Below are 20,695 nucleotides of genomic sequence, written 5' to 3'. Positions count from 1 at the left end.
AAGGCCTCTATGCGCACCATCTTCGTCAAACTCTTCATGTGGTTCTGGCTCTCCACCATCGTCTCCGGCGCGGTGTTCTTCCTGATCGCCTTCAACCTGCGGCTCTCCCCCCTGCGCGACGAGCACAGGCGGCACATCGAGTCACAGCAGCAGGAGGTACTCGGGCAGGCGCTGACCATCTACGGAAGCACGGCGGCTGCCCTGACCGAGAAGGAGGGGAGCCCGTTGTCCGTCGACGTGCTGCAGCGGCGCGAGCGCGGTCCCAAAGTGTACCTGTTCGCGGCCGACGGCACGCCGATCTCCCAGGCACCCCCCCCCGCTCTCGCCGCGGCGGTACGAAGCCGCCTCGCGGGGACCGGCGCCGACCGCCCCGAGGGCCGGATCGTGATGGTGAGGGTGCAGGGGCCATCGGGGAGGCAGTACCTCGCGGCAGTCGAGCCGCACCCGGGTCCGCCCACCCTTGGGCAGCCCCCTCCCCTGCACCTGCCGCCGCTTTTCTGGCTGCAGGTGGCGATCACCTTCGTGATCAGCGGCGCCGGTTGCTATGGTCTCTCCTGGCGCCTGACCGCGCCGGTGCGCCGTCTGCGTGCCGCCGCACAGGGGCTGGCCGCCGGCGACCTCGGCAGCAGGGTCAAGGTGAGTCAGCGGGAGACGGGGTACGAGTTGAACGACCTGGGACAGGATTTCAATCTGATGGCGGCGCGCATCGAGAAACTGGTGCTGGCCCACAAGCAGTTGGTACGGGACGCGTCGCACGAGCTCCGCTCCCCGCTGGCGCGCCTCAACGTGGCGCTGGGGATCGCCCGCAAGGAGACGGCCGGTTCCGCGGCCGGAGCCCTGGACCGGATCGAGTACGAGAGCGACCGGCTGAACCTGTTGATCACCGAACTGCTCACCCTGAGCAAGCTCGAGGAGGGTGGTGAGGTCGCCAGGGGCGAGATCGACCTGGCGCAACTGGTGGAGGAGGTGACGCGCGACGCGGACTTCGAGGCCTGCGCGGCCAACCGCCACGTCCACGTCACCTCGACTGCGGAGCTTAAACTTCACGGGAACCGCGAGCTTTTGAGCCGCACCCTGGAGAACGTGGTGCGAAACGCGGTGAAGTACACCGCGGAGGAAACCGGCGTGGAGATCACGCTGGAGCGGGGGCGGGAAGAGGCGGTGATCAGGGTGCGGGACCACGGCCCGGGTGTCCCCGAGGACCAGCTCACCGACATCTTCCGCCCCTTCTACCGGGTTGCCGAGTCCCGCGACCGCAAGAGCGGCGGCACCGGCATCGGGCTGGCCATCGCGGAGAAGACGGTCGCCCTGCATGGCGGCAGCATCGCCGCGCGGAACCTCCCCGAAGGGGGGCTGGAGGTGGAAATCCGCCTACCGCTGTGACGCCGCGATCGCCGGGAGATGGTGCCGGAGCGAGATCATCACTTTCATCGAAAAGAAAAAGGGGAGGCTGCTTACCAGAAGCAGCCTCCCCTTTTCGTTTTGCCAGGAGCGCCTGTTTTATCTCGTCACGGTCAGGGTGCTCGAGGTCTTCCAGTCGCTCTCGACGTAACCTGCCTTGGTCGCCTTGACCCGGAACAGGTAGCTCCCCGTGGTGAGGCCGCTCATGGTGGTGGCGGTGGAGGTCCCGCTGTAGACCTGGCTCCAGGTGGCCCCGCCGTTGGAGCTTCGCTGCAGCGTGTAGGTCGAGCCGCTGACGCTGCTGCTCCAGCTGACCGAAACCGTGCCGGTGGTGTTGGTGGAGGGCACGGTGATGCTCGCGGGAGCCCAGCAGGTCAAGGTGACGGTCAATGTCGCCGAGGTCTTCCAGTCGCTGTCGACATAGCCGGTTTTCGCCGCCTTGACACGGAACAGGTAGCTGCCGTTGCCCAGGCCGGTCAGGCTGGTGGCGGTCGCGGTGCCGCTGTAGACCTGGACCCAGGTGATCCCGCCGTCGGTGCTCTTCTGAACGGTGTAGTTGGCGCCGGTGCCGCTGGAGCTCCAGCTCACCGAGATGCTCCCCGTGGTGCTGCTGGTGGGGACGTTGATCTGCGCCGGCATGGTGCAGGCCAGCGCCACGGTCACCGTGGTGGAGGTGGTCCAGTCGCTGTCGAGGTAGCCGTTCTTGGACGCCTTGACCCGGAACAGGTAGCTGCCGCCCGGCAAGGTCAGCGTGGTGGCGGTCGAGGTGCCGCCGTATGCGTTGACCCAGGTGGTGCCGCCATCGGTACTTCTCTGCAGGGTGTAGGTGGAACCGCTGGCGCTGGGGCTCCAGCTCACCGAGATCGTCCCGGTGCTGCTGGTGGAGGGGAGGTAGATCGATGCCGGGGCCCAGCAGGCGAGCGTCACGGTGAGGGCGTGCGACACCGTCCAGCTGCTGTCGGAGAAGCCATCCTTCATCGCCTTGACCCGGAACAGGTAGCTGCCGTTTCCGAGCCCACTGAGGGCGGTGTCGGCGCCGGCGCCGCTGTAGGCGTCGTTCCAGGTGACCCCGCCGTCGGTGCTGACCTGCATGAGGTAGCTCGCGCCGGGGACCGCGGTCCAGCTTATGGAGACCGCGCCCGTGCCGCTACCGGTCGGTACGGTGATCTGCGCCGGGGCGGTGCAGATGTTGGAGCCGAAGCGTACCGAGATGGTGTGGCTGGCGCTCACGTTGGCGAAGCTGTAGCTCGTCACCGCCCCTACCGAGGCGCCGTCCACCAGGACCTCCAGGATGCGGTATCCCTGGTTCGGTGTGATGGTGTAGAGCGCGCCACCACCGGGGGTGACCACCATCTGGCCGACCGGGGTCAGCGAGCCGGGGCCGGTCGAGCTGGCCGTGATGCTGTAGGAGGTGGCCGGTTCGGCCACGGTGAAGTCGGAGAAGGAGGTCGTGACGCCGCACACCTTGTTGTTGGTGGTGTCGACCACCGTGGTGATGTCTTCCCAGCGGCCGGTGCTGCCGTTGAGGTGCATGAGGCGCAGATACGGCGAGTTCTCCGCGAAGCGCAACGCGCTCGGGTCGTAGGTGATGCAGACGGTGACCGGGGCGCCGCTGTAGTTCACGTTGCTGTCGGGGTGGATGTCGAAGGCGGCCCCGCCCAGCACCTTGAAGTTGGGGGGATCGGCCGGCGTGGCCGGGGTGGCCGATACGGTGCCGGTGCTCCCGTCGCTGGTCTGCACGCTGGTGAACTTCAGCGAGACCTCGCCGGCCGGGACCACGGTGACGTTCCTCCCCACGGGAACCGCCGTCGAGATGGGATCGAGCGCGATGCGGCCGAAGCAGACCGTCCCCGGCACGGACGCGCACCTCATCTGGGTATTGTTGAGGCCGTAGCCGGTGAGGGTCGGCTGCACGGTGACGAAGGTCCCCGGCTTGCTGCGCACGACGAAGATGCCGTTGGCGGCGGTGCTGTCCCCGCCCAGGGCCGAGCCGTCGAAGTACTCAGGCTGGTAGCCGTTGTCGGCGCTGACGGTCGCCCCGGAAATGGACTGGCGGGCGACCTTGTCGTAGAGGTTGCCGATGATGGCGCCCATGCTGGTGTCGATCCCCATCGCCGCGACTTCGGCCGGGGTGTAGAGGGTCATGGTGATCCCCTGGCTGGCGACGATGCTGAGCTCCCTGGAATAGGTGGTGACGTAGCCCGGCACGTCGATCTTCAGCTGCAGCATTTGCCCGGCAGTGACGTTGGCGCGGAAGTTCCCGCCGGGATCGGTGTAGCCGGCGATCGGAACGGTGTCGTAGGCGATCTGGACGTAGGCGCCCGGCACGGCGAGACCCGCCGAATTGACCACCCGGGTGTTGAGGACCGCCTGGTAGGGAGCCGGGGGCTCGGTGATCAGCTTGATGCCCCCCTGCCCCAGCGAACCGGCCGGCAGCGGGTTCAGTTGCAGCTGCCCGGAGACGTAGCCCGGCGCGCTGGCCGAGATGACCACGGCGTCGCTGTCGGCGATGCCGGTGATGGTGTAGTAGCAGTCTCCGCCGGCCGCGCATCCCGCCGACATCTGGACCGGGTACAGGGTTCCCGGCTGCAGGGTGCTGACGGCGGTGACCGTCGCGGTCGGGATGGTGTAACCGGTGACGAAGTCGGAGACCCTCCCCCGTATCGCGGCGGTGTTGGGATCGCCGCCCCACTCGGTGACCTCGGCGTCGCTGTAGATGGTGCGCGGCTCGAGCACCACCGGCGCGCTGTAGGTCTGGGTCTTTGAGTACCAGTCCCGGTAACCCGGCTTGCTGATCCGGTAGGAGAACGGTATGTACCTCGGGATCAGCAGCACGAAGCTGCCGTCGGGCCCGGTGACCGCCGGGGAGGAGAGGCTTTCCAGTACCTCGACCACCGCCCCTTCCACCGGCCGTCCGGCGGAGTCCACCACCTTCTGGGTCACGGTGGCCATGTCAGGATCGAGCTGGAACAGCACCTGGATGTTGTGCGGCGCGGTGACCTGCTCGAAGAGGTAGTAGTCGGCGTTGCCGACCGAGACCCCGTCCACGAAGACGTCCTTGATCTCGTAGCCGTCCTCCATGTACATGTGGTATTCCTGGCTCCCGCCGACGGGGACGAAGGTCACCCCTGCCGGGTCGATCTTGCCCTTGCCGTCCAGCACCGAGGCGGTGACCTGGTAGGCGCTCTCCATGAATACCACCTTGATCACGTGGTTTTGCCGCACGTCGGAGAAGACGTAGCTTTCCACGGGGCCGATCGCGACGTTGTCGACATAGACTTGGTCGATGTGATAGCCGGGGGCGGGGACGATCTGGTACGCCTGCTGTCCCCCCTCGGCGACGACGCTGAAGCCCGAGGGGTAGATGGCGCCCCCGGGGGCCGCGGCCGCGTCCACGATGTAGCTCCTGGCTCCCGCCTGCCCCGACTGCAGGATCAGTTGGTTGAAGCCGACGGCGACGAAACTTCCCGCGCCGTAGGTCACCGCGTTGAACGTGTTGGTGGTGATGCCGGTATTGACGCGGCTCCAGGTGAAACCGTCCGGCGAGGTGAGGATGGTCCCCCCCTCCCCGACCGCCACGAAGGCGCCGTTGCCGAAGCTCACCCCGTTGAGGATGCTGTCGGTCCCCGAGTGGGCCAGGCTCCAGTAGTTGCCGTCAACGGAGGTGAGGATGGTTCCCTTCATCCCCACGGCGACGAAGGTCCCGTTGCCGTAGGCGATGCTGTAGAGCATCCCGCCGCCGGTCCAGGGGACCGTGCTGTAGGACCAGGAGACGCCGTCGGGGGAGGTGACGATGCCGCTGCCGTACGAGGCGACAAAGCGGTTGTTGGCGAAGGTGACGGCGCCGAAACTCCCCATGCCGAAGGATACCGGCATCCAGTTGACACCGTCGTCGGATACCCTGAGCACGCCGCCGGTCCCCACCAGTACGTACCTGCCGTTGCCGTAGGCCACGCCGCGCAGCGAATAGGGGGTGCCGAACGTGGTCATGTCCCAGTTGTGGCCATCCAGGGAGGTGAGCATCGTCCCGGAGTTGCCGACGGCGAACAGCTTGCCCTGAACGTAGCTGACGTTTCTCATGCTGGCGGTGGTCGGCTGCGTCACGCGCTCCCAATTGATGCCGTCGGGGGAGACGCTCAGATTGCCGTTAGGACCCACCGCGCAGTAGACGCCATTGCCGTAGCCGACGCCCCAGTAGTTACCGGTTTGCAGGTTGAGCGCCGCGGAGCGCCAGGCGGTGGCGGCCGGGGTGGTCGAGATGTTCAGCCCTCCGCGGGTGCCGGCGAAGAAGGTGCCGTTGATGCAGCCAAGACTTCTGAAGCTGTACGCGCCGGCGCTGACGGTGGTAAAGGTGACCGGGCTCCAGGAGACGCCGTCATAGGACATGTAGGCGCGCCCCACGGAAAGACCGCCGGCGAGGAAGTAGCCGTTGCCGTAGGCGATGCCGTAGAAGCTGCCGGCCGAGCTCATGGACTGCCACCAGCTGTTGCCGCCGTCGGCGGAGGAGAGGATGGCGCCGCTCCCCACCGCGACGAACCTCCCGTTGCCGTAGGAGACCCCGCGCAGGGTGCTTTGGGTCCAGGATTCGACGCGGTACCAGGACTTGCCGTAATCCGAGCGGAGCACGGTGCCGGATTCGCCGACCGCGACGTAGGAGCCGTCGCCGTAGGATACCGAGGTGAGGTCGCTGGTCACGCCGGTGTTCCCCTGGAACCAGTACTCGCCGTCGCCGGAGTGCAGGGCGGTGCCGCCCCCGCCGACCACGACGAACTTGTCGCCGCTGTAGATGACGCTGTAGAGCGGGAAGCCGGTGCCGGTGGCGACGCGGTTCCAGGTGAAGCCGTCCGTCGAGCGCAGCATCACCCCGCCGGCCCCGACGGCGATGAAGCTGTTGTTGCCGAAGGCGACGCCGTAGAGGGCGGCGCTGGTGCCGGAAGCGACCTGGATCCAGGTGTTGGTGTCGGTCGAGGTGAAGATGGTGCCCGGCTCGGCCACGGCGACGTAGAGGCCATTGCCGTAGGCGACCGCGCTCACCGCGCCCCCGCGCCCGGGGATGTTGCGGGGCGTCCAGTCGTAGGCGCTGGAGCCGTCATCGGCCCGCTTCAGCGTCACCCCGCCCTGCGCCACGCCGCCGGGAGGAACCACCGGGGACTTGAATTCGGCCGGGAGGTACCCCGGCGCCGAGACGGTGACGCGCACCGCGTCGTAGGGGATCACGTTGAGGACGGTGTAGGAGCAGACCCCGGTCCCGGTGCCGCAGGCGGCGGCGTAGGCGACGCCGTACTGCAGGCCGGGCTGGTACAGGCTCTCCGCCAGGACGGAGATGTTGTCGATCGCGCTGCCGTCGGCGCTGTCGACCGCCTTGCCGTGGATGACCCCGTAATCGGGCGAACCGCCCCACGAGGCGACCTGGGCGTCGGTGAAGATGGTGCGCGAGGAGAGAACGGCGGGCGAGGTGAAGAACATGTCGCGCGAGTAGTAGCTGCGGTACCCCGGCATGCTGATCACGGTGAAGAAGGTGGTCCCCTTGGGGACGTTGAGGACGTAGGTACCGTTCACGTCGGTGACCGCGAACAGGGACGGCTCCCCCACCACCTGCACCATCGCGCCGGCGATGCCGCGTCCGTTGGTGCCGACCACGGTCTGGGTCAGGGTCACGGTCTCGTAGGGAGCCTGCGGGGTGACGGTGACCGGCTGGGAGGCGGGTCCAGAACCCGCCGCGTTCAGCGCCCGGACCTGCACGCCATAGCTTGTCCCGTTACTGAGGCCGGTTACGGTGATCGGGCTGGCGGTGCCGGAGATGCACAGTTCCGGCACGATGACGCCATCCTTCATCACGTCGACCTTGTACAGATCGATGGGGCTGCCACCGTTGTCCGCGGGAGCGCCGAAGCTGACGATGGCCAGGCCATTACCTGCCACCGCGGTGACGTTGGTGGGGGCGGAGGGAGGTGCAATGGGCGAGGCCTGCGTGCTGACGACGCGGAAGAGGCCAGCGCCCTGGGTGGTGCCGGCGTAGACCCGCTCGTGGTTGCCCGGAGCGACGGTGAGCCGGGAAACGTTGCCCTTCTCGCCCCCCAAGCCGCTGTCGAAGCTGTTCCAGGTGCTTCCGGCGTCTTGCGAGCGGAAAACCCCGCTCACGCCGTTGGTCCCGACAAAAGCGGCGTAGAGGGTGCCGTTGCCGGTCGGATCGAGAGCGAAGGCGCGGACGCTGAGCCCGGGGATACCGGCGTCGATGACGCTCCAGGTCTGCCCGCCGTTGTTGCTCTTGTAGAAACCGTAGCCGTAGGGGGCGAAGTAGACCGTGTCGTTGAGTACCGGATCCACGGCGAGCATGCCGACGCTCATCCCGGCCGCGAGGCCCTGGGTGATGCTGAACCAGGTCGAGCCGCCGTCTGTCGACTTATAGACGCCGTTATCGGTCCCGGCATAGAGGGTGCCGGCACTCCTGGCATCGACGGCGAGGGCGAACACGTTGTTGGAGGGAAGCCCGGCCATCGAGTTCATCTGCCAGGAATAGCCGCCGTTGTCGGTGCGGTAGATGCCGTTGGACAGGGCGTAGACCCTCTGAGTGGCATGGGGATCGACCACCAGGGATCCGACGAAGGTGTTCGGGAAGCCGTTGTCGATCTTGTTCCAGGTGAGGCCGCCATCCTCCGACTTCAGCGGTCCGCCCGAGTAGGTTCCCGCGTAGATGGTGGCGCTGTTCTGGGGATCGATGGCCAACGACATGAAGGTGGTGTCGTTCACCCCGTTGTAGAGACGCTGCCAGGTCGTGCCGGCGTCGTCGGAGCGCAACAGCCCGGCGCCGTGCGTACCCACGAACACCCTGGAGCTGTCGGTCGGGCTCACGGCCAGTGCGCCGATCACGCTGCTGGTGAGGCCGGCAACCGACTTGTTCCACACCGCGCCGCCGTCCTGGGACTTGAAGAACGCGGTGTCGGTGCCGGCGTAGAGGTTCTGGCCGTTGGCGGGGTCGACCGCGAGGCACTGCACCGAGTACTGGTAGCTGACCCCGCTGCCGCTGTTTTGCCAGGTCACGCCGCCATCGGTTGATTTCTGGAGTCCCTGGTAGGTCCAGATGTACAGCACCTGGCTGTTGGTCGGGTCTATGGTGAGGAACGAGGAGCTGGAATTGAAGCTGTGCAGCGGGGTCCAGTTCCCCCCCGCGTCGACGGACTTGTAGATGCTGGCGCTGCTCTGCGCGTAAAGAACGCGGCTGTCCGCCGGGTCGATGGCGAGACGGTAGACGTTGAGATAGGTAAGACCGCCGTTGGCGGCGTTCCAGCTCGCGCCCCCGTCACTGGACTTGAATACGCCGTTGTCGGTCCCCGCGTACACGGTCTGCGCGTCCCGCGTGTCGACCGCCAGCGCCGTCACGTTGGCACTGGCGACTCCGGCGCCGGCGGGGCTCCAGGTCACACCGCCATTCACGGTCTTCAGTATCCCGTTACCGCCATCGCCCGCCACCATGTAGGCGACCTCGGCATTGGTCGGGTCGACCGCGAAGACGGGACGGATCCAACCGGAATAGACCTTGCTCCAGGTGGCGCCACCATCGGTCGACCTGCTCACGCCGTTGCCATGCCCGCCGGCGTAGACGATCCGGCTGTCACTGCGAGCGACTTCGACGAAGGCGAGGGCCGATCCCCAAAGACCGGATTGCTGCCAGGAATCGCCACCGTTGACGGACTTGAAGACCCCGCCCCCGGTGTCGGTGACGGCGTACAGGGTCCGGCTGTCGTTGCGATCCACGGCTATGGCGCTGATGGGCCCGCCAATCCCGGCGGTCCGCTCCCAGACATTGACGGTACCGGGGAGGGTGCCCGCCCCCTCGCCCGGGGTGACCGCGTTGGAGGCCTGCGACGTCACGCCGGCTCCCCCGGCCTGGTTCACGGCGACCACGGAGAAGGCATAGCTGGTGCCGTTGGTGAGCCCGGTCACGGTGATGGGGCTGCCGGTGCCTCCGGCCGTGACGAACCCGGGGTAGGAGACGACCTGGTAGGAAACGATGGGGCTGTAACCGTCGTAGGACGGGGGGGTGAAGCTTACCGTGGCTTGGCCGTTGCCGGCCACCGCGCTGACGGCGGTGGGGGCGCCGGGGAAGTCCGCCGCGATGACGGCGGCGGAGGGGGCCGAGGCCGGGCCGGTACCCGCGGCGTTGGTCGCGGTGACGGTGAAGGTGTAGCCCACGCCCGGGGTGAGCCCGTAGATCGCGATGCCGCTCGCCGTGCCGGTCGCGGTGAGCCCGCCCGGATTCGCGGTGACGGTGTAGAGGCTGACCGGGCTTCCGCCGTCGTCGGCCGGAGCGGTGAAGCTGATGAGCGCCTTGCCGCAGCCCGGCTGCGCGGTCACGTCGGTCGGCGCGCCGGGGATGGCATAGAGGGGGGGCGAGTCGGAATAGGTGTTGAACTCCCCGATCCGGAACGGCACCGGGTTGGCCACATCGCCGCCGATGTTGTTGCCGGCTCCCAGTTGGCCGTAACGGTTGGATCCCCATCCCCAGATGCTGCCGTCTCCCTTGAGGGCGAGGCTCGCCCCCCCACCGGCGGCAACCGTGGTGACGTCGCCGAACCCGGGGATGAGCATGGCGTCCGCATGGGTGTTGGTGTCCGCGGTGCCCAGACCGAGCTGACCGAACAAGTTCGCGCCCCAGGACCAAACCGCGCCGCTGCTGGTCAGGGCGAGGTTGTGCAGGTTGTCCGCGACTATCGCCGCCGCGCCGGAGAACTCCGGCCTGCGGTACGGGCTCGCGTAGATGCCACCCGAATAGGACCCGGAGCTCCCCTGGGCGGAGGTGACGTTGCCCCACTGGTAGGCCCACCCGCCGCTCGTTACCGCCAGCACCTGGTTTTCCGCCCCGGACAGCGCGGCGACCCCGCTCAGGCCCGGGACCAAGGCTGGGACCGGGTGCCGGTCAAAGTCCCACCTGCCGTTGCCGAGCTCGCCGGAAATGTTGGATCCGGCCGCCCAGACCGTTCCGTCCCCGTTCAAGAAGGCGCCGTAGTAGTTGCCGGCGGCGACTCCGATGGCCCCAGTGCCACCGGTGACCTGCGCGGGCTGCGGGTTGGAGTCGGCGCTGTCACCGGTACCGAGCTGCCCCAGGCTGTTATCCCCCCAGGACCAGACCGTCCCGTCCCGTTTGAGCGCGAGGCTGTGACGCATGCCGGTGGCGACGGCGGTGACGTCCGTGATCCCTCCGATCATGATCGGCGTCGAGTACACGGTGCCGTCCACGGTCCCGGGGCCGAAGACGCCATTGACGCTCTCCCCCCATCCCCAGACGGTGCCGTCCTTTTTGAGGGCGAGGGCGTGGTTGGAGTGAGCGGTGATTGACACCACCTCGGCGAGTCCCTTGACCCGCACCGGCAGGGCCTTGTCGGTCCTGGTCCCATCCCCCAGCTGGCCGTAGTCGTTTCTCCCCCAGGCCCAGACGCTGCCGTCGCTCTTCAAGACGGCGCTGAAGCCCGCTCCCTCGGCGATCTGCGGCGCCACCGTCTTGTAGATCCCGCCGGACGCGATCCCCGCGTACACCGTGTGCCTGCCCCCCTGGTCTATGGCCAGGGAGGTAACGGACGCCTGCGGCGGGAGACCTTCGGCGAAGAGGCTCCAAGAGTCACCGCCGTCGGTGGAGCGGAAGAGGCCGCCGTAGCCGAAGGCGTAGACGGTGCGTCCGTCGGCGGGGTCCACTTCCACGATGACGGCGGCCGGGGTCGCGGGAGTGGTGCTCCAGGAAGCGCCGCCATCGACGGATTTGTAGAGCCCCGAGCCGGTGGCGGCGAAGAGAACCCCCGGGTTACGACGATCCATGGAGAGGTAGCTGACGTGCTGGGTCTCGGGAATCCCCGCACCCACGGCCGACCAGGAGGCGGCCCCGTCGGTCGACTTGTACACGGCGTACCCCGCGTTGGTCGAGGCGATGGCGAAGAGGGTCAGGTTGTTGAACGGATCGAGATAGATGCGATACACGCTGAGGCCCGGCAGCCCGCTGTTCCCCGAAGTCCAGGAAACGCCGCCGTCGCTGGATTTGAAGACGCCGTTCGCGGTCGCCTCATAGAGCACTCGGCTGTCCGCGGGGTCCACGACCACGGAGGTGACGTACCTCGAGACACCGCCTCCTTGCGGCCCGCTCATTTCCGCGCTCCAGGTCTGGCCGAGGTCGGTGGTCTTGTACAGGCCCCAGAAGGTGCCTGCGAAGACGGTGGCGCTATTGTCGGGATCCACGGTGAAGGAGAAGATGGCGCTGGGTTCGTACAGGTTGGCGGCGAAGGGCTTCCAACTGCGGCCGGCATCGGTCGAACGGAAGGTTCCGTTTTTCGATATGGTGAACACGTTGTTACCGTTGTGCGGGTCGATGACGACGCGGTCCGAGGTAGACGCGGTGAGCCCTTTGTCGGCCGCGTTCCAGGAGGCTCCCGCGTCGGTGCTCTTGTAGAGGCCGCGATAGGTTGCCGCGTAGACGATATTGCCGTCCGTCGGGGCGATGGCGACCGAGTAGACCCAGGTGTTGTGACCGGAGATGGGCACCTTGGTCCAGGTCGCGCCTCCATCAGCGGACCTGCGCACGGTGCCGTAATCCTCCGCCGAGGAATATAACGTACCGCCGCGGGTGGGATCGATGGAGAGGCCGGTCTGCGCGTAGAAATCGGGAGCATCAAGGACCTGGCTCCAGGTCGCGCCGCCGTCGCTCGACTTGAACACGTCGCTCTTACGCGTCTCGGCATAGATGGTTCCGCCGCTGACCGGGTCGACTACGACCGAGAGGACTTCCCTTCCTTCCATGCCGCTCCCCGCGACCGTCCAGGAGCCGCCGCCATCAACGGACTTGTAGACGCCGGTATCCAGCCCGGCGTAGAGGGTCCCGCCGTTACGCGGATCAACGGCTAGGGCGTTGAGGAGACCGGGGAGGAGGCCGGCGTTACTGCTGCTCCAGGTCGCACCGGAATCGGAACTTTTCCGAAAGTAGCCGCCGTCGATCACGTAGATGTTACGGGAGTCAGCCCTGTCGAAGACGATGGAGCGGGGATACATGCTGCTGTTCAGCTGCCAACTCGACCCGCCGTTGACCGACTTGTAGAGTGCGCTACTGGTGGCGGCGTAGACGACCTGCCGGTTACCCGGGTCGATGGCCAGGGCGCGCACAAACAAGCTGCCGAGTCCCCGGTTCACCGGGGTCCAAAAGCCCCCGCCGTCCGTCGACTTGTAGACGCCACCCCCCTGCAGCCCGACGTACACGGTATTGGCATCGGTGGGGTCCACCGCCAGCACGTCCACGTAACCGCCGTCCGGTCCCGCCGTCTGCTGCCACAACATCCCGGCGAACGCCGGCGCCGCCAGCAACAGCGACACCACCAGGAGAACCGCCCCCCAGACACCTCTCATCTTTCCGGCCATTGCCCCTCCTCAAACCACACATTCAATGTCAAAGATAAATCTGCGCGAACGCCTCCGGCCGCAGGAGTGAAAAAAAACACGGCTGCGCCGCCACAGGCGTCAATCAACATAGGGAATTTACATTAAAAGGTCGGCTGGAGGCGGGGGGAGAGACGGGCGAGGGCGGAGGCCCAGCGGACGAATAAAAGTTGCCGCTGCGTTGCAAACCTCTCTCCAAAAACACTAAATTCAATGAGTTGGCGGGCTTTACGTATACACTAAAGGCGACGCGGCACAGCCGCCCGGCGAAAGGGCGGCGTTTTTCGGCGATATCACCGTAAAAAGGTAACGATATGGCAACGAATTGATTAGCGACCGCGGCGCCGGACTCGCCTTCCCGAGACGGGGAAAGGCGCGATGGCGGCATGGCTGCGGGCGCATCACGACTCGGCTTTGCCGCCGGTTTTTAGGGAGGGATGTTTCGGGAATTGAAGCGTGATGGTGGTTCCGTGTCCGGGGCGACTCCAGGCGGAGACGTCGCCGTTGTGCATTTCCATGATCGCCTTCACGATGGCGAGCCCAAGGCCGGTGCCGCTGTGGTGCGAGCCGGACTTGGCCCGGTAGAACCGGTCGAAAAGAAAGGGGAGGTGTTCTGAGTAGATGCCGCAGCCGGTGTCGGCCACGATTATCTCGACCTCGCCGTTACTCCCCTTGGACGAGGAGATGGTCACTTCCCCTCCGGCGGGGGTGTAGGCGAGGGCGTTGCTGATCAGGTTGCTGAGGGCCCGGCGAAAGAGGGTCCGGTCCCCCCAAAACGAGGCGTCGACGCGCGAAACCAGGGCAATCCCCGCCGTGGCGGCCTCGTCGGAGAAGTAGTCGACCACTTCCTCGACCTCGGTCCCGGCGTCGAGCTTCTCGAACATCAGGTCGTTCTTCTCGTTGTCGGCACGGGCCAGAAAGAGCAGCTTGTCGATCACCGCGGCCAGCCGCTCGTACTCGGTGAGGCTCGAGGAGATGATCTCCTGGTACTCCTGCGGGCTTCTCTGCTGCGAGAGGGCGATCTCGGCCTCCAGCATCAGGTTGTTGATCGGGGTGCGCAGCTCGTGGGCGAGGTTCCCCGAGTAGTGCGAAAGCCTCTGGAAGGAGCTCTCCAGCCTGGCCATCATGGCGTTCACCGACTCGACCACGGAGTGCATCTCGCTCGGGAAGCGCGCCGGCTCGAGCCGGGTGTTGAGCCGGCTGCCGGTGATGGTCCTGATGGAGCCGCTGAACTCGTCCAGAGGCCGCAAGCCCCGCTTGACGACGATATACGAGCTGGGAATGGCGAAGAAGAAGGCGCCCAGACCAAAGAGCAGGAGGTAGGTACGGTACACCCCCACCAGCTGATCGTGCTCGGTCAGGTCGAGACCTATCTGCAGGCGCCAGTCACGGGACTCGGAGACGGGATCGGTGAGCCGCGCGGTCCTCAGCAGGTAGTTGGCGCCGCGGGCGTGGTACTTTTTCGACCGGGTGTCTCCGGGCGGCGGAAAGGCGGCGGGGGGTAGCACGCCGCGCATGTTGGGGCAATCGACGATCACGTTCCCATCGCGGTCCACGATGCGCATCAGTATGCAGTTGGTCGCGTCTTCCCCCTGCGCTTCCGCCTGCATCACCTGCCTGATGGCGTGGAGGCCGGAGGGGGTGCTCAGCAGGGCGCGCACGGAGCTGATTTCCCCCTGCAACTGCTCGGTGCCGGAATCGTGGATGTGCTGCACCAGCTTGAAGTACAGGAGCAGGGCGCACAAGGCGAAGCCGATCACGATGGAAACGATGTACAGCACGGCCAGGTTGTGGGCCATGGAGCGGACCTGCCGCCGGCCTTCACTTTCCCGGGAATCGGGCTCACTCATCGCGATCCTCGAGCACGTAACCGACGCCGCGCACCGTGTGGATCAGCTTCCTGTCGAACGGCCCGTCCACCTTGGCCCGCAGCCCGGCCAGCTTCACGTCCACGATCTTCAGGTTGGCGTCGAAACCGAGGTTCCAGACCGCCTCCGCGATGCGCAGGCGCGACTGCACCTCGCCGGCGCGGCGAATCAGCATGGAGAGAAGCGCGAACTCCTTGGGGGTGAGCTCCAGGTGCTTGCCGGCGCGGGTCGCCTTGCGGGCGAAAAAGTTGACGGTGAGATCGGCCACCTGCACCTCGTCCTGCTGCAGCACCTGCCCCCGGCGCAACAGCGCCTGGATCCGGGCACAGAGCTCGCCGAAGGAGAAGGGCTTGACCAGGTAGTCGTCGGCGCCGGACTGCAGCCCGCAGATCCGGTCGTGCACCTCGTCCCGCGCGGTAAGCATGATCACCGGCGTGCTTTTCCCAGCCTGGCGCAGCCTCTTCACCACCTCGAAGCCGTCAATGCCGGGGAGCATCAGGTCGAGGATGATCAGCTCATACTGCTTCTCCTTGGCCATGGCGAGCCCTTTCAGGCCGTCACCGGCGATGTCGGCGTTGATGCTGACCTCCGCCAACCCCTTGCGCAGCTGTTCCGCTGTTTTGTCAGAATCCTCTATGATAAGGAAGTTCATACCAGGCCCTTTCCCAGGCTTTCGCCCGACGCGTCCCTCAACAGAACGCCGTGCGGTATCCCCAATAAATGCCCCCGCCTATCACGACGAAGAGCAGCACGTGCTTGATCACCAGCATCTTGCGCCTGGTCGCCTCGGTCTCGGTGCCGTAGAAGTTGTCCACGTAGGTGAAGCTGCGCACCCCGCCGGTGGCGAAGATGATCACCGCCGCCGCCACGCTGTTCCAGAAGAAGAAGCGCTCGATGGTCGCCAGCGTACCGGCGACCAGCGGCTGCTCCAGCCGAAAACCGTGCAGGAGCCGGACGGCGATGAGGGCGGAGAGCCAGTACCCGGTCATGAAGTCGTGGACGAAGCCGTTTAGCACCACGGCGATCTTTTTCACTCTATCCATTCATTCCTCCGGCCGCGTCAGGGAATCGGCGCGAAGGTGTGCGGGTGCGCCGGGCCGTCATCGTGGCCGTGCTGCATCCCTTTCACGGTCTTGACCAGCGCCTGCACCTCGGGCGGCATCTGCTTCCCCTCTTTCATCATGGCCCGCATCTGGCCGGCAAGGTACGAGTTGTTGATCAGGATGTCGAACACCGCCAGCATGAACTCCTGCTTCCAGGGGGAAAGCTCGCGCAGGTTCTGGAACTTGTGCATGAAGAACTTCTGGCTGGCCCGCCCCAGTTCGCGCTCGAGCTCCTCGAGGGTCATGTTCTTGGGCTTGATCACCGGCTCGACCAGGTTGTACTTGCGGTAGTCCAGGGTGGCCACGTACGGCTCCAGCTCCGGGTAGAGTTCGGCGTACGGCCAGGGCGCGATGGCGAGGAAGAAGGCCATGTCCGGGTTGTAATGCTTGGCGAGCTCGATGGTCTTCGCGATGCTTTCCGGGGTGTCGTCCGGCATCCCCAGGACGAACGAGGTCTCCGAGACGATGTCCGCGTTGTTGATGATGTCGATGGCGGCCTTGGACTGCTCCACCTTGGTGTTCTTGTTGAAGAGGTCCAGGGTCTCCTGGTCTCCCGCCTCGACGCCGACGTAGATGTGCTCGACCCCCGCCTCGCGGTACTTGTCCATGATGTCCGCGTCGCGCAGGATGTCGTCCACCCGGGTCTCCATGAGGAGCTTGACGCCCACCTTTCTTTCGATCATCAGGTCCAGGATGCGCACCCAGCGATCGCGATCGAAGGTCGGGATCTCGTCGGAGAGCATGGCGACCTCGACACCGTAGCTGTCGCGCAGAAGCTCCAGCTCGGCCACGAAGTTCTCGGCGCTTCGCGCGCGCCAGGAGCGCTCCCAGAAGAGCTGCTGCGAACAAAACGAGCACTTCTCCATGCAGCCGCGCGAGGAGGAGACGATGGCGAGCCGCGCGTTGTTCTTGGCGCGGTAGCGGTAAATGGGCCACTCGACCAGGTCCCACGCCATGGGGAGCGCGTCGAGGTCGGCGATCGGCGCCGCCTTCGGGGTCGCGACCACGGCGCCGTCGCGCCAGAAGGAGAGCCCCGGCACGGTGGCGGGATCGCCGCCGGCATTCAGGCAGTCGAGGAGCTTGACCAGGGTCACCTCCCCCTCGCCGCGCACCACGAAATCGACCGTGTCGTGCTCGGCCTTGAGGATCTCGTCGTAGCAGAAGGTGGCGTGTACGTTGCCGTGCACGGTGACCACCTGCGGGTTGATCTTCTTGGCCAGCGCGGTCAACTCCAGCGCGTGCGCGATGGAAGCGGTGAAGGAGGTGGTGGCGACCACGTCGGGGGCGAAGGCGCGCAGCCGCTCCTCTATTTCCGGCCATTTGTGCCACAGGCTCATGGCGTCGTAGTAGTCGACCTCGTACCCCGCCGCGCGCAGCGAGCCGGCGATATAGACGAAACCGACGTTGAGCCAGGTCCCGGCCGACTCCACGACACCGGAATGGTACGGCGGCGTGACCAGGGCTACTCTTTTTATGCTCATAACCTGTTCCTTGTTTATGTGAAAACTATAATTCAACAACCAATTCTGCTTATTATTTAATTACAATATGCCATAGGTGATCAAAAAATCAAAACGAAAAGGGCTAACTCGTATGTCTTTAATATATCTGTTACTGAATCGGAACCAGCCACAACCAAACCGGCCTGGGTGATACAGTACCTGAACGTGGTTATGCTTAAAAAGTGCGCAAAAATCCAGTTCCAAAAAGGAAATTTGCTTAACTAATAGTCACAATAATAGTCTTGACTGCTATACAACCAATAGCTAGTATAGTTAAGTCGCAAAAGTCTTCTTTTGAAGGAGTTATTCATGTCCGACACACAGAGCCTGAGCCATCGTCTCACGGACGAGATCGTCGCCATCATCGAAGCCGGGGTGGACGCCGAGCTCAGCGAGGAGAGGTTCAACGACTACTGCATGCAGCTCTTCGAGCTTCAGTACAACAGCAACGCCATCTTCCGCGAGTTCTGCGACCTGAAGAAGGTCCGCCCCGGCGACATCAGCCGCTGGCAGGACGTCCCCATGGTCTACAACGACGTGTTCAAGACCCACCTGGTCGCTTCGTTCCCGCTGGAGCAGTCGGTGATGGCCTGCCTGACCGGCGGCACCACGAGCCTCACCCAGCGCGGCCGCATCTTCCGCGACGAGGACGGGAAAAGGCTCGTCTTCGGCGCCAACAAGATGATGACCAACTCCTTCCTGTTCCCGGACTTCGAAGAAGGGAAGCGCTGCCGCATCCTGATCCTGGCCCCGAGCCCCGAGATGGCCCCCTCCATGGGGATGGCGATCGGCATGGACCAGACCCGCCAGGCCTTCGGCACGCCGGACAGCATGTTTCTTCTCGGCAAGACCGGCATCGACGTGAAGAACCTTTTGAAGGCGCTGCGCGAGTCCGAGGCGAGCGGCGTCCCGGTGGCGCTCATCGGTGCTACCGCCGCCTACGTCTACTTCTTCCAGGCCTGCCGCCGCAAGAAGATCACCTTCAAGCTTCCCGCCGGGAGCCGCGTCTGTGATGGCGGCGGCTACCGCGGCCGCTTCGGCGTGGTGACCCGCGACGACTACTACGACATGGTGCAGGAGATCCTCGACGTGCCGCGCCACTACTGCGTCAACGTCCTGGGTGAGGCGGAGACTGCGACCAACCTCTTCGACGACGCGCTGCGCCGCCACGTCAAGGGGCTTCCCGAGAAGAAGCTGGCCCGCCCGGTGCCGCCCTGGTCCCGCGTGCTGGCCATGGACATCGACGACCTCTCGCCGCTTCCCGACGGCGAGGTGGGCCTTCTGGCCCACTGGGACCTGGCCAACGTCCCCACCGTCCTCGCGGTCATCACCGACAATCTCGGCTACACCACCGACAACGGCAGGAGCTGCGAGATGGTCGGCCGCGCCAAGATCGAGAACGGCAAGGTTTCGCCGCTTCCCGACGAGGAGCGCACCATGGGTCCCATGGGCGACTCCGCCATCTTCCGCATGCTGGAGACCTACACCAACTTCTCCATCGACCTGAAGATGCGGCTCGCCAAGGACCCCAAGGTCGCCCCGAGCGTGCGCGAGGAGATCGAGGCGCGTCCCGGTTCGGTCGCCTCCTGCCCGCAGGTGGTGGACGAGATCCTCGTTTCGCAGGCGGACAAGGAAGCCGCCGAGCTGCGTGACCGGTCGCTCGGTGCCTTCAAGGACCAGACCGAGCGCCCGCTGGACTGGTTCGTGGCCGAAGCCGAAAAGCAGAAGCTGGTCGATCACCCCGCCGGGTTGAAGTCGGAAAAGCCGGCGCCGGAGCAGAAGACGAAGTAGGTTGATTTTAAGAGAGCAACATGAGCCCCCGCAGGCACCAAAAGGTACAGCGGGGGCTTTTTTTGTATCTTGGGGGGCGCCACGGCATGAAGGCTTCCCCCTCCCTGTCCCTCCCCCTCCGGGGGCGGGGACGCAAGAGCAACCGTCTAACTCTGATCCTGTCCGGGGGGGACGCAGGGGCCGCTGTCCACTCTCCTCCCCCTGGAGGGGGGAGGTTGGGAGGGGGGAAGGTTTCTCCCTCCTTGCCTCTACCTCTCTACCTCTGCCTCTTGGCCCGCACCGACTCCCTATTCGCCTTCCACTGTTCGAAGGCGATCTTGACGCCCTTTCTGACCGGCAGCTGCGACATGAGCGACAGGATGTGCGCGTACGGGAAGCCGGCCATGGGGACCTTCATCATGTGCCTGAGTACGCGCGGCAGGCTCAACTGCTCCAGGAGGCTGATGTAGAAATGCTCCTCGCGGAGCTCCGGGGTCATCATCGGATCGGGATGATCGAAGAGCGCGTACGAGCCGTTGTAGTACTCCCACCCCAGCTCGGGATAGATGTAGGGCTCGTACTCGCGGGAGAGCACCGTACCCGGGTAGGGGACCACCAGCGACGGGTGCATGGAAACGCCCAGCCGGTCCGCCACCTCGATGGCGCGCTTGAAGTCGTCGAAGGTGTCCTCGCGCGACCCCAGCATGTAGAAGAGCGACACGTCGATGCCGTGGTCCTTCAAAGTCCGCACGGCGCGCTCGCGGTCCACGCCGATCTTGCCGTTGGCCTTGTACGCCTTGAGGCTCTTTTCCGAGATGGCGTCCCACCCGACCCACACCGACAACAGGCCGCTCTCGCGCGCCGCGTTCAGCATGCGCGAACCTTCCGGCGCCAGCACGGGCCCGAGGCTCCCGAAGGCCATGTACTTCTTCGGGCTCCCCTTCAAGGCGGTGAAGAGCTCGATCGCGCGCTTGGTCTCGCTGCTCCACCAGATGTTCTCGTCGCCGATCTCGTACATCTTCTCGGGGATGGCCGCCACGTCGCGCACCACGTCCTCGATGGGACGGAAGCGGATCTTGGCGCCGAAGAAGGGTTTCACCGAGCAGAAGGTGCAGTTGAAGGGGCAGCCGCGGGATGTGTTGACGATGCGGAACTGGTGGTTGTTCTTGAGCATGCCGTAGAGCGGCGTGGGCATGCCGGTCAACTCCAGTTGCTCCCCCTTGTAGAAGGACTGGAGCGTCCCGGCGCGGAAGTCCTTCAGGACCTGCGGCCAGCAGCTCTCGGCCTCGCCTATCACCACGGCGTCGCCGTGCCCCTTGGCCTCCTCGGGCATGGCCGAGGCGTGCATGCCGCCGAAGACCACCTTGATGCCGCGCGCGCGCAGGGAATCCGCGATGTTGTAGCCCGACACCGCGGTCGGGGTCAGGATGCTGATGGCGGCCAGGTCGCACTCGACGCTCTTGTAAGCCTCGGGTGTGGCGCTGCCGCTGATCAGCTGGATCTCGATGGAGGGGTCCGCCTGGCGGGTCAGCGCCGCCAGGTATTCCAGGATGGGAGGTGCGACCGGTGTCCAACCGAAGGGAAGCGGCGGAAAGATGATGCAAAGTTTCATGTATTACCTTGGCTTGCGTTGCCCCGC

At 65.6% G+C, this 20,695-nt stretch carries 8 protein-coding genes; 2 read left to right on the top strand and 6 right to left on the bottom strand.

Annotated features, from left to right (window positions below):
- Positions 1 to 9 precede the first annotated feature (9 nt).
- Positions 10 to 1,383, top strand: coding sequence for an ATP-binding protein (locus KOL99_RS19940; RefSeq protein ID WP_216512218.1), 1,374 nt, complete (start codon positions 10 to 12; stop codon positions 1,381 to 1,383).
- Between the two features lie 117 nt (positions 1,384 to 1,500).
- On the opposite strand, the gene KOL99_RS19935 is transcribed toward KOL99_RS19940, so the two are convergent.
- From KOL99_RS19935 to KOL99_RS19915, 5 genes are all read right to left on the bottom strand, one after another.
- Complete coding sequence (locus KOL99_RS19935) at positions 1,501 to 12,795, bottom strand: RCC1 domain-containing protein (RefSeq protein ID WP_216512217.1); 11,295 nt, start codon at positions 12,793 to 12,795, stop codon at positions 1,501 to 1,503.
- A 419-nt stretch (positions 12,796 to 13,214) separates the two neighbouring features.
- On the bottom strand, positions 13,215 to 14,663 hold the full coding sequence (locus tag KOL99_RS19930; protein WP_216512216.1) for a heavy metal sensor histidine kinase: 1,449 nt from the start codon (positions 14,661 to 14,663) through the stop codon (positions 13,215 to 13,217).
- A complete protein-coding gene (locus KOL99_RS19925) occupies positions 14,656 to 15,333 on the bottom strand; it encodes a heavy metal response regulator transcription factor (protein WP_216512215.1) in 678 nt (225 codons plus the stop codon). The genes KOL99_RS19930 and KOL99_RS19925 overlap by 8 nt, the downstream gene beginning before the upstream one ends.
- A gap of 37 nt (positions 15,334 to 15,370) precedes the next feature.
- Positions 15,371 to 15,724: a hypothetical protein gene (locus KOL99_RS19920; RefSeq protein WP_216512214.1), complete on the bottom strand. Its 354-nt coding sequence runs from the start codon at positions 15,722 to 15,724 to the stop codon at positions 15,371 to 15,373.
- Between the two features lie 17 nt (positions 15,725 to 15,741).
- A complete protein-coding gene (locus KOL99_RS19915; protein WP_216512213.1) occupies positions 15,742 to 17,265 on the bottom strand; it encodes a B12-binding domain-containing radical SAM protein in 1,524 nt (507 codons plus the stop codon).
- 330 nt (positions 17,266 to 17,595) lie between these two features.
- On the opposite strand from KOL99_RS19915, the gene KOL99_RS19910 reads away from it, so the two are divergent.
- Complete coding sequence (locus tag KOL99_RS19910; RefSeq protein WP_216512212.1) at positions 17,596 to 19,077, top strand: LuxE/PaaK family acyltransferase; 1,482 nt, start codon at positions 17,596 to 17,598, stop codon at positions 19,075 to 19,077.
- 256 nt (positions 19,078 to 19,333) lie between these two features.
- Here the strand turns inward: KOL99_RS19910 and KOL99_RS19905 are convergent, their stop codons facing one another.
- On the bottom strand, positions 19,334 to 20,668 hold the full coding sequence (locus KOL99_RS19905) for a B12-binding domain-containing radical SAM protein (RefSeq protein ID WP_216512211.1): 1,335 nt from the start codon (positions 20,666 to 20,668) through the stop codon (positions 19,334 to 19,336).
- Positions 20,669 to 20,695: the final 27 nt, after the last annotated feature.

The organism is Geomonas azotofigens (assembly GCF_018919395.1).
Taxonomy (GTDB): domain Bacteria; phylum Desulfobacterota; class Desulfuromonadia; order Geobacterales; family Geobacteraceae; genus Geomonas; species Geomonas azotofigens.
The sequence above is the reverse complement of the archived record's forward strand: the minus strand, read 5'-3'. Positions and strand labels throughout refer to the sequence as shown.